The sequence below is a fragment of the Corynebacterium sp. HMSC064E07 genome, from assembly GCF_001815745.1.
GTDB lineage: Bacteria > Actinomycetota > Actinomycetes > Mycobacteriales > Mycobacteriaceae > Corynebacterium > Corynebacterium jeikeium_D.
In genome coordinates this window covers 1-10,889 of record NZ_KV821824.1, presented here as the reverse complement: position 1 = coordinate 10,889, position 10,889 = coordinate 1, and the positions used below count along the sequence as shown (strand labels likewise).

Annotated in this window: 8 protein-coding genes; 7 read left to right on the top strand and 1 reads right to left on the bottom strand. The window is 55.2% G+C overall.

Annotated elements, in window-relative coordinates:
• The 7 genes from HMPREF3053_RS11025 to HMPREF3053_RS07845 all read left to right on the top strand — a co-directional run.
• Nucleotides 1-824: VaFE repeat-containing surface-anchored protein (locus HMPREF3053_RS11025; RefSeq protein WP_168166700.1), on the top strand; the 824-nt coding region annotated here is incomplete at its 5' end.
• A 9-nt stretch (nt 825-833) separates the two neighbouring features.
• Nucleotides 834-1,589, top strand: coding sequence for a class F sortase (locus HMPREF3053_RS07870; protein ID WP_016421895.1), 756 nt, complete (start codon nt 834-836; stop codon nt 1,587-1,589).
• Nucleotides 1,590-1,764: 175 nt separating this feature from the next.
• Nucleotides 1,765-2,124: a hypothetical protein gene (locus HMPREF3053_RS07865; RefSeq protein ID WP_005511660.1), complete on the top strand. Its 360-nt coding sequence runs from the start codon at nt 1,765-1,767 to the stop codon at nt 2,122-2,124.
• A 682-nt stretch (nt 2,125-2,806) separates the two neighbouring features.
• Complete coding sequence (locus tag HMPREF3053_RS07860) at nt 2,807-4,417, top strand: SpaH/EbpB family LPXTG-anchored major pilin (RefSeq protein ID WP_070546306.1); 1,611 nt, start codon at nt 2,807-2,809, stop codon at nt 4,415-4,417.
• Between the two features lie 237 nt (nt 4,418-4,654).
• Nucleotides 4,655-5,668, top strand: a complete 1,014-nt coding sequence (locus HMPREF3053_RS07855; protein WP_222865602.1) for a class C sortase — start codon at nt 4,655-4,657, stop codon at nt 5,666-5,668.
• Nucleotides 5,661-6,572: an isopeptide-forming domain-containing protein gene (locus tag HMPREF3053_RS07850; RefSeq protein ID WP_016421899.1), complete on the top strand. Its 912-nt coding sequence runs from the start codon at nt 5,661-5,663 to the stop codon at nt 6,570-6,572. The genes HMPREF3053_RS07855 and HMPREF3053_RS07850 overlap by 8 nt, the downstream gene beginning before the upstream one ends.
• On the top strand, nt 6,572-9,799 hold the full coding sequence (locus tag HMPREF3053_RS07845; RefSeq protein WP_016421900.1) for an LPXTG cell wall anchor domain-containing protein: 3,228 nt from the start codon (nt 6,572-6,574) through the stop codon (nt 9,797-9,799). The genes HMPREF3053_RS07850 and HMPREF3053_RS07845 overlap by 1 nt, the downstream gene beginning before the upstream one ends.
• A gap of 106 nt (nt 9,800-9,905) precedes the next feature.
• Here HMPREF3053_RS07845 and HMPREF3053_RS07840 read toward each other — a convergent pair whose 3' ends face one another.
• Nucleotides 9,906-10,538, bottom strand: a complete 633-nt coding sequence (locus tag HMPREF3053_RS07840; protein ID WP_016421901.1) for a trypsin-like serine protease — start codon at nt 10,536-10,538, stop codon at nt 9,906-9,908.
• Between the last annotated feature and the right edge of the window lie 351 nt (nt 10,539-10,889).

Genomic DNA, 10,889 nt, shown 5'->3' with positions numbered 1-10,889 from the left:
AGCCCGCTCAGCCGAGCAAGCCGAGCAAGCCGACTAAGCCTGCTCAGCCGGAAAAGCCGAGCAAGCCGAGCAAGCCCGCTCAGCCGAGCAAGCCGAGCAAGCCCGCTCAGCCGAGCAAGCCGAGCAAGCCGACGAAGCCTGCCCAGCCGGAAAAGCCGAACCACCCGAGCACCCCAGCGCAGTCTGAGGACAACCCAGCCATCACGACTACTGCCGGTATTGCCGGCAAGGCTCTGGTTGAAAAGGGTGCTGTCGTCATCGACACCGTGCACTTCACTGGCCTGAAGCCGGGCACGAAGTACACGTTGACCGGTGAGCTGATGTGCAAGGAGACGGGCAAGTCCACTGGCGCTAGGAGCCGCCTGCACTTTGTGCCGACGGCATCCGCCGGCACGGTTGATGTTCCGATCATCATCACCGACGGCGACTGCGCTTCTCAGGTTGCCTTCGAGACTCTGACCGATGCCAATGGCAAGGAAGTTGCTGTCCACAAGGACATCAACTCTGCGGAGCAGACTGTCACGAACGGCAAGACCCCGGAGAACACGCCATCTGAGCATCCAAAGGATGAGGGCAAGCAGAACACGCCTAACGACGATTCCTCTGCACCTACCAGCGACTCTGCCACCCCGACCACTGTGATTAATCAGCACTCGGAGCAGAACAACACCAACGTCACCATCATCGGTGGCACTGGCCAGGATAAGCAGAAGAACCACGGAAAGCCGTTGGCTCCGAACTCGGAACGACGTGCAATTAGTTCGGTTCCGTCTGGCCCGACCGGTTTGGCTACTCACGCTCTGCCGACGGTAGCCACCAACTAAGGAGATTCCATGACTGATCAGTTTGGCTCGGACGAGACCGGCAAGGAACCTGGAAACACACCAGGCATCGAACCGGAAACCGAAACTGGCGCACTCGACCACGTTGATCCGTTTGACCAGGCCGAAGACCCGGCCGACAGCCAAGTCGAAGACCTGCAGGACGTGCCTTGGTGGAAGCAGCCAAGGGTGTATATCGCCGCTATCGCATTAATCGGCGTTATCGCTCTGCTGGTGATTGCCCAACTGAACCGCAATGATTCAGCGCTCGATGGTGCGCAGGAGAATCTGCCCACTCCAGCACAGGGTTCTCGGGGAGCCGTGCACGAGATGGAGATGCTCATTGATGGTAAGTCGGCTCCGATTGATTTCGTTCAGCTGACTGATCAGGGATCTCTGATTCCGCCGACCGATATTTCGCGCCTTGGCTGGTATTCCGCCTCCGCGATTCCCGGTGAGGAAGGTGCTGCTGGATCGTCCGTCATTACCGGTCACGTCAATGAGGTGGACCAGGGCGATGGCTACGCTGCACGTTTCGCGGACCTGAAAGCTGGTGACACTGTCACGGTGAAGGTAGATGGCGAAAGCCGAGACTTCACCGTCAGCAAGGATCCAATCCAGGTGGTCAAGGGCGCCCAGATGCCCGAGGCTGTCAACGACGCAGTTGGTGAGAACCGCTTGGTCCTCATCACCTGCGGAGGCGAGTTCGTCGGCGGCACCTTGGGTTACGCCGACAACATCATCGTCGAGGCCACTCCAGTGCGCTAATCCAGTGCGCTAGATCAGAGCACTAGGGCGCTGGGGCTCAGCCTCAACTAGTTGACCAATTTCATTGGCTGTGGCTGTTGAACGCCGTCGAACAACGGCGGCGCCGACAGTCACAGAAAAACACAGAACAAATCTGCAGAAACCCTGCAGAAACACAGAAGATAAGGAAGTACCTATGAGCATGTTGAAGAAAATCGGTGTCTGGGGTGTGGGCGCACTCGTGCTTGCCGCTCCGGTTGCCACTGCCGCACAGGCAGTAGCTGCACCTGCAAACTCTGCTGACACTGCAGTTGTCGCTCCGGGCAAGGGTGGGTTCCTCCACTCGGGCAAGCTAGCCGTCAACCGCTACGTCTTCGAGCTTGAGCACCGCGATGGCAAGGACTACGTCAACATCACCTTCACCGGCGATCACAGCGCTGACGTGCAGATCATGCCGGATGGCATGACCCCTGAGGGCAAGAAGAAGGTCGACCAGATTGGTGACGTCCTCAAGCTCAACGGCTACAACGATGTTCACTACTGGGCGGTTCTCTAAACGTCCCCTGTGACGCCGAAGCGCGCCCCGTGTCGCTTACTGTCTCTGCGCTTTTACAGGTCCTAGCACAAGGCGGTGGGTCGCGGGGCGTTTCTTGGTTTTTTGATGGTGTCCTTTTGCTTTCGCTTGACGACGTTGTCGTGACAGCAAATACGAGAAGGTTGATGAGCCCTCATTTGCCCGGCGTGCGCTGCGACGATAGCGGTAGGGGGTAAAAGCTATTGATACAAACCAACTGGTTAGCCCTGATTGGGGGGAGGGGGATAAATCGCGGAAATCTTTACGCTTTTTTGGGTGAATGAGCAAAAGCCCGTCGCGAACAGTGCAAAGAGCTATCGCGGAGGTAGTACGAAGTGTGAATGCGAAGGGTTTTCATGCCTAGGTGTCGCGGCCCGTTCTCCTTGGGGGTATCGGCCAGATGCTTAAGCGGTTAAGTTATTTATAAGCGGTTCACTGAGCGCTGTTAACCGAGCAAGCAATGAGCTTGAGCTGCAATGTTTATACATTCAAACATTAAAGTTCATAACGCTTAGGCTTAAAAGGTTAGACAGGCTGGTCTTTTTCTTAAGGAAAATCTCAGTTTTGGCAAGTCGGGGAACGTTGGTGTCGCCGTCTGGAGTGAATCGCGAGACGTATTGAAGCGTGTCGCTTCATTTTGGACTTCTGTAAAGGACCTGTTTTCGTGAATAAGTTCTCCCGTACCGCCCGCTCGGTAACTTTCGCTGCCATCGTCGGTCTGTCGATGGGTGTCTCCGCCCCGGCTGCAATCGCTCAGGACACTTCCATCAACCAGGCTGCCGGGGACTCCCCGCTGGTGAATAAGAACGCCAAGGGCTCGCTCACCATTCACAAGTTCGGTAACCCGACCAGCGAAGGCCAGCCGTCTGGTACCGAAGCTGATGTCGAGGACGTTAAGGCCAACGGTGGTAAGGTGCTTGAGGGTGTCGGCTTTACCGTCTACAAGATCAACAAGACTGCAGATGGCGCTACCCCCATCGATGTCACCACCAACGAGGGTCTGCTGGCTGCTTCGAAGCTGAAGGCTGAAGACTTCTCCCAGGGCGCACAGCTGAAGGACGGCCTCCCGGCTGGAGTCCTCACCGAGGTCGCATCCGGTAAGACCGGCCCAGACGGCAAGTGGGTCGTTTCCCAGAATCTTGACCTCGGTGCTTACCTGGTTGTTGAGACCGGTCCGAAGGAAGGCTACGACCCGGCTGTTCCGTTCATCGCTTTCGTTCCGATGACCGCGGATAACGGTGGGGATAACCAGGGCACTAGCTGGAACTACGATGTCCACGCGTTCCCGAAGAACTACAAGGACGAAGAGCCGACCAAGACCGTCAAGGACAAGGACCAGAACGCTGGTGATAAGAACCTTGTCTACACCGTCACAGGTACTGCTCGCCAGCTGAAGCCGAACACGGAGCGCACCCAGTTCCAGATCACTGACCAGATTGACCCGAAGCTGGAAATCACCGACGTGAAGGTGACGGTCGCTGGCCAGGAGATCCAGCCGACGCAGGATGTTGATGGGAAGTTCTTCGAGGGCAACAAGGTCGACGTCGCCCTGAAGCCAGAAGTTGCAAATACTCTCAAGGCCGGTGACAAGGTCGTCGTTACCATCACCACCAAGCTGAAGCCTGAGTTCGCGAAGGATACCGATATCGCGCCGAACAAGGCTCTGGTCTTCCAGAACAACCCGGATGGTACCGAAAACTCCACTCCGAAGGAGACTCCGGAGGTCAAGACCTACTGGGGTGGCCTGCAGTTCAAGAAGGTCGATGGCAACCGCAAGGGTCTGGAAGGCGCCGAGTTCCAGATTGTCCGCCAGGAGGCTGGCAAGCAGTGCTCCGAAATTGACACCACCAAGAAGGATTCCTGGACTCCGGTAAACGGTCAGCAGGGCGGCGAAATTAAGACCACCTTCGTCTCTGGCCAGGACGGTATCGTCAAGATTACCGGTCTTCACGTCAACGACTTCGAAGACAATGCTGAGGTTGCCGCTGATGACCAGTCCCACTACTGCCTGATTGAGACCAAGGCTCCGAAGGGCAAGGAGCTGCTGCCGGAGGCACTCGAGTTCAAGCTGGTTGCTACCTCGACTGACCCGGAGCGCGTCTACAAGCTGGCTTCCGTCCAGGTCGGCGCTAACCCGGGTGAGGTCGTTAACTCCGACGACACTACCCCGAACCTGCCGATGACCGGTGGTGCCGGTATTGGCATCCTGGCTGCTATCGGTGCAGCTATCGTCGCAGCTGGTGCATGGTTCGCCCGCCGCGGTTCCAAGAACTAAACCCGAGTAAAGGCTCGGTCACTGGAGCTCTTTAGCTCCAGTGTTGCGGGAATAGCGTGCGTTCAACAGCGCACGCCATTCCTGTAGTTTGCGCATCACTGAAATTACTGTTGCGGCCTTTCGATGTGCTCTTTTTCAACAGCAGGCATTCCCATGCCGGTGAGAAAGAGAAAGGCCACATCCCTTTTTGATTGACTTCTTGGGAGTTCCTCCGTGGGTAAACACTCTGCGTCGACTCTGACGCGGGACGCATCAGCTGAGCAGCCTAATCAGCCTGAGCAGGCGAAAAAGAACAGCATGGTTCTCCCCGCAATTCTGGTGATTGTGGGTTTACTTGTGATGCTGTACCCGGTTGTCTCCACGGCATTGAATAACTACGGCACCTCTAAGGCGGCCAAAGAGTTCGCCAAGCTGGAGAAGTCCGTACCCCAAGAAGTTAAAGATGAACAGTGGGAGCGTGCTCATTCTTACAATGAGCGCCACACCACCGGCCCGATTCTGGACCCGTGGCTTAACGAAATTAATGACCACAACCCTGAGTACGCCGCTTATCTCGATCAGCTAAACGCTACCGACGTGATGGCGCGTCTAATCTTCCCAGAGATTAAGGCCGACCTGCCGATCTACCACGGCACCAGCGATGAGGTGCTCGCTAAGGGGCTCGGACACCTATACGGATCCGATCTTCCAGTCGGCGGTGTTGGAACCCACTCCATCATTACCGGTCATACCGGACTTACTAACGTAACGCTCTTCGATAACCTGCGGAAAGCAAAAGAGGGAGACGCCTTCTATATCCAGGTCGCAGGTCACAAGCTGAAGTACGAGATTGATCAAATCAAGGTTGTACTTCCGCATGAGACCGATGATCTTCGTCCCATTGAAGGCCAGGACTACATCACCCTCATCACTTGCACTCCTTACGGAATCAACACGCACCGTCTGCTAGTGCGTGGGCACCAAGTGCCGATGGATCCGTCGGAAAGCAATGTCTTCGACCAAACGCACGGAGCTGGATGGCAGTGGTGGATGTACGCCCTGCTTGTAACAGTGCTTGTGCTTGGCGCAGGCTTTGCGTGGTGGCTCTGGCGCCAGCGCCTCGACGCCGACGAAGAGCTTGACGACGACGCTGAGAACGCGGACGTCGAGACTGCTGATGGCGACGCAGACAGCGATGAACTCGCTGACGGCAGCGAATCGGCATCCGAGGATAATAACAACACTTCGTGGTGGGAAAACGACAATGAATAAATATTTGACATCCACCTGGAACCGGATAGCTGCGTTCTTAGCTGCCTGCGCTCTGGTTGCAGTGATGGGTGCAATCGGCGCGAATGACGCCAACGCGGCCAGGATTGTTGGACGCGTGGACGCTCCAGGCGTTTCAGCAACAAGCGGCACTGACATTGTGCGAATTACCTTGAGCCCAGGAAACCCGGACGATGATAATTCGACGGCGTCGGGCTCTATTTCTGGCGTGACCATTCATCTGCATCGTCTTAAGGGAATTTCGCCGTCAAGCCAGCAGGACCGCGAGAAGGTGGAAAATGCCACCGCAGCTGAGCTTGCCGAGTGGCCAAAAGACCTCCACTTCAGCCAGGTCACTGACGAAAACGGCTCTGTTAAATTCAGTGACCTGCCGGAGGGTATTTACCTTGTGACCTCGACGGCTCCGAACGACAGTTATCGGGAGATCAACCCCTTCTTGGTATCGGTGCCTTTCTATGGCGCGGACTATGACTCCACTCCTGTAGAGGGAGTCATTGTGGCGAAGTCGCACAAGCCGGGGGAGACACCACCACCGTCGACGCCTCCGACCACTCCGCCGAAGACCCCTCCGACAACACCACCTGGAACTCCGCCGACTACGCCGGGCACATCGACCCCGCCGAAGACTCCTCCGACCACTCCGGGTGAACCGGGAACCTCGACGACCACTTCGACTACCTCCACGCCACCTGATGAGCCTGGTACCTCGACGCCTTCGGGCTCGTCGGGTTCATCCTCAAGCTCGGGAAGTAGCGGAGGATCCGGCTCCTTGGCGCTCACCGGTGTGCAGGTAGCAGGCCTGGTAGCTGCCGCTGCAGCACTAATCGGCGGAGGATTCGTCATTATCGCCGCTAGCAAGAAGAACTCAGAAAGTGGGAAGAACTAATGTTTTCGACAACATTCCGCTTGCCGGATTCAATGCGAACTACGCTTCGCATGTTCTTGGCCGCTTTGCTAGCGGTAGCTCTCGTTGTCAGCGGTCAGGCGTTTGCGCCCAATGCGCCACAGGCACAGGCGCAGACGGAGGTTATTCCGACGTCTCCGCCGAAGCATGAGTTTAACAAGATTAAGGTGCAGCCCAATCCGGGCGATGCAAAATTTGAGTTCACTATTGATAGCGACGCGACGATTGACAGTCTTCAGTTCAATGTTGGTGGATCAGAGTGGCTTAAGGGATATGAGCTAAGTATTAATGGCAGGACGATTCCGTCTCAGTTCGCCCCAAATATAGGGTCTGGTGCATCGAAAAAGGCACCGTTTGAAATTGTGCACAGCGGATTGAATCAAACGGTGAAAGCGGGCGATAAGATTAACTTAGTATTGAACTACAACAGTTCGACAGCAACTGGCAGCGTATCCGTCACCCTTCGCGGTACTCCCGACGGCTCTACTGAGCCCACCGGCCCAAGTGAGCCAACTGACCCGACGGAGCCTACCCAGCCGACAGAGCCAACTGAGCCCACCGAGCCCACCGAGCCGGAGAATCCGGAGCCAGAACCAGGAACGGTAACTCCTGCGGATCCGACCCTTGTTGATCCCGCGACTGCACCGGAGTGCGTGGAGAAGGCGTACATCAATATCCCGGACACCAAGGGTGTTGATTACTACCTCAACGCAGAGAAGAAGCCGGCTGGCCGGCACGTCTACGAGCAGAACAAGCCGGGTACAGTCAAGGTCACTGCAATGGCACAGTCGGGGTTTAAGCTTGCTCCGAACGCGCGTACCGAGTGGACTTTCAATCTAAGTGGTGAAGTTAAAGACTGCTCAAATTCTTCTGAAGATCCCAAGCCACCGGCTGTCGAAGGGCGTCACTTTGATGCCATCGGCCACGAGTTTGCAGTTAAAGCTGACCCAGTAGATCCGAAGAAGCCTAATGCCTTTACGGCTAAGGTGACTGAGGAATCTCACATGAAGTACGCAACCGTGCGTATCGAGACTGACGCGACCTTCTTGGATCCGCAGAAGTACAACCTCACTCTGGACCAGATTGAGCCAGGCGTAACTCTGCAGAAACGCAACGTCAATATTGGCAACGGCTTCATCACCATGGACGTTGTTCCGGTAAAGGATGGTAAGCCGGTTGACTCTGCCCTTGTACCGAAGGATGCGGTATTCACTTTCACTAATAATCTTTCGCAGAACAAGAATTTGAAGGTCACCCTCGATGTGTATGGAGAGAAAAAGGACGAGCCAAAACCACCGGAGATTATCTCGCCACCAGATGGAGCCAAATGGGTGCATGGGCGAGTCCCTAACCCGCCGATGCCACAGCGTTGTGGTCTGCGTATTGCTGTAGTAGCAGACCTTTCGACATCGCTCCGTTACGCAGATACTGATGGTTTCGAAGCATCTAAAAAGGCCGCGAATGCATTTATCGATTCCCTGCAGGGCACTCCAGCCGAGCTCGGCATCTATAACTTCGCAAGTGACGGTCCGGCTAATCAGGCTGGAACGACACACGGTCAGAACCCACCATATATTTCAATGCTGTCGGAGCAGGGCGTCCAGCGAGCAAAGGACGTAGTTAAGAACTGGAGCTATAACGCAAATAACAGTGCTACGAACTGGGAAGCGGGCCTGAAGCAGGTCAAGGATAACGACTACGACGTGGTGTACTTCATCACTGATGGTATGCCCACGACCTCCTCGACAATCAAGAGCAAGGGCATCGGTGGTGAATTCGTTCAGGCTAGTGCTCTCAACGACGCAATCAAAGCATCCAACGAACTCAAAGCTGCCGGTACCCGTGTTGTGCCGCTCATGGTCGACCTGACTCTTGGCGGGCGAAGCAGCCAACGCCCCGTTGTAACGAATGATCTGGTGCTCAAAGACGCCAAGCGCATTGGCTGGCAAGCAGATCCGGGACAAGCCCCAGGCCTCTACTACAAAATTCGAAGTGATCACCCGAAGGCTTCGCACGCCAATTACATCAACACCGACACCATGGCGAATCTGAAAATGGCGTACGACGCGGCAGGCAACCAGGCCCTGCAGGTGTTTGAACGGATGCCTAATGGGAGGTTAAACACAGTTACTTCGGACATGTCTAGGTGGACCTACGGTGCACGTGGTGTCAAGACCATGGGCGAGGATATCTCGGGCACTGGTGACACGGTGAGGGTGTCTAACTACAGCAATCTTGCGGAACAGATGAAAACAATCGCCCAAGACGTAACCACACGATGCAACGGTGTAGTGAAGGTCAAGAAGAGGATTGTCGATGAAAACGGCAAGGTTCTCGAAGACGGTGCCCCTGGTTGGGAGTTCACCCTGTCCGCAAATAACAATGTCATCGGTTCTGGTAATGGCCCGTTGGTTCACCAGTCGATGAAGGTGACCTCCGGTTCTGAATCCGATAAGGGTACTGCATCGTGGAACATCGAAAGCGAGAGGGAACAGTCGCTGGTTCTGACTGAAACGCAGAAGCAGGGCTACACCTTGTTCCGTCGCGGTGACACCTTGGATTCCACCGGTGACTACAACGCCGTATGTACTCAAACCCGCGACGGGAAAACCTCACCTCTCAAGGTGGAAAATGTGGGCGAGTTTGGTTTCCGTGTAAAGATGTCGGAATCCAATAAGGTCCTGTCTTCCATTTCCTGTGTTGTCGATAACTACGAAGCGCCGGACACCAAGCCAGGCAAGCTGACCTTGGAAAAGGCGGAGTACGTCGATGGTGAGGGAGTCAAGATTCTACCGGGGCTTGGTGGTGCAACCTTCGATATCTACCCCTCGGCTGGTGGTAAGCCGGATTTCAGTGGAGGACCGGTCTACACCATCACGCCTGATCAGAAGTCAATTGAAATCACTGAAACTGGCACTTTCTACCTTGTAGAAACGATGGCGCCGGCAGGACTTAGCCTGCTGCCAGAGCCAGTAGCTTTTGAAATCTCAATTGACCAAGAGACTAAGGAGTACACCGTCTCGGTGGTAGGCGGCAGTAGCCCGCTTATTAAGGCCGAAGGCTCCGGTGAACTCATGATCATGCAGGTGACCGACACCAAGACCGGTAAGCTGCCAAAGACCGGTGGAAACGGAGTCCTTCTCTGGACACTGTTTGGTGCGGTAATCGCAGCCTGCGGTTGGTTCTGGACTCGCCGCCAGCAGTCCTAATAACAAGAATGGGTTCTGTGCAGTCGCCTGCACAGAACCCATTGGGCCGCACAAAGAACAAGACTCGCGTCCCACCATCAGGAAGCCCTACGCAAACAAAGCCCTCTTACCAGGGTGAGTTAGCGGTGATATAGGAACCAAGCTGCTGCCCGTTCCCATCGATGATGTTCCAGGTAGTCGATACAACGCCGACAGCGCCTTTTTCCGGAACCCATACAGGGCCACCGGAATCGCCTCGTTGAGCGTGTACGTTCTGAACCTGTAGAGCGTTGTCCTCGATTTGGTATGCCTCGCGATCAGCGGCTAAACCGCAGGAAACTCTCCCCGTAGTGTTTCCGTATATGCAGACTGTCTCGCCTGTTTGAACATCTGTTGGGAATAGAGTCGAATCGCCCGAATACGAATTCTCACCTGCAGTAGCGGGGTCGTCAAGCGAGACAACTCCAATGTCGTTCCCTGTATCTAGTGAATGGTCATAGGTGGGAGACGGTTGGAATACTCCAATTTTCTGAAAGGTCCCATCCGTCACCGTGTCTCCATCTTGTCCACAATGCCCTGCGGTATAAATCTGAGAGTTGGTCTTGTCGACATAGCCGGCTGTACAGACACTAGCTTGCGGTCCATCAGCGTGAATGATGACAACTGGATCGCCTTGGTTGATGGTGGCCGCGTAGGCCGGTAGCCCGGTTGTAGCCGTGATAACGGCAGTGACAGTGAAAATCCATGAAGGTCTATTCATGGGGAAATCTGCTCCTCAGTGAGTCGGTCGGTGGCGGCCCAAAAACTGGTTGTGGCGTTTTCATGCCGCACATTGAAAAGCATTTCCTCAGGCTGGGTTTCCTAGAGGGCGAATACGAACGCGCATGGTGAGCGTCCAATCATCCCAAAGATGCGTAAAAACAAAGCTAATCTCGTCGAGAAAGATGGAACGTATGCGTGTCGGGCAGTTCATATACCTGTTTCGTATCGCGAATATAAGGAAATATATAAACCTATCAGTTAAGACAGAACCTACGCTCAAGTGGTCAATCATGCGCGATAGCGTTCTAAAAATGGGGTAGAAGAAAGGCCAACGCCCATCGGGGGGGGG

Coding starts and splice junctions, on each gene's coding strand:
- HMPREF3053_RS07865 (WP_005511660.1), top strand. CDS start 1,765: ATGAGCATGTTGAAGAAAATCGGTGTCTGGGGTGTGGGCGCACTCGTG.
- HMPREF3053_RS07850 (WP_016421899.1), top strand. CDS start 5,661: ATGAATAAATATTTGACATCCACCTGGAACCGGATAGCTGCGTTCTTA.
- HMPREF3053_RS07840 (WP_016421901.1), bottom strand. CDS start 10,538: ATGAATAGACCTTCATGGATTTTCACTGTCACTGCCGTTATCACGGCT.
- HMPREF3053_RS07870 (WP_016421895.1), top strand. CDS start 834: ATGACTGATCAGTTTGGCTCGGACGAGACCGGCAAGGAACCTGGAAAC.
- HMPREF3053_RS07845 (WP_016421900.1), top strand. CDS start 6,572: ATGTTTTCGACAACATTCCGCTTGCCGGATTCAATGCGAACTACGCTT.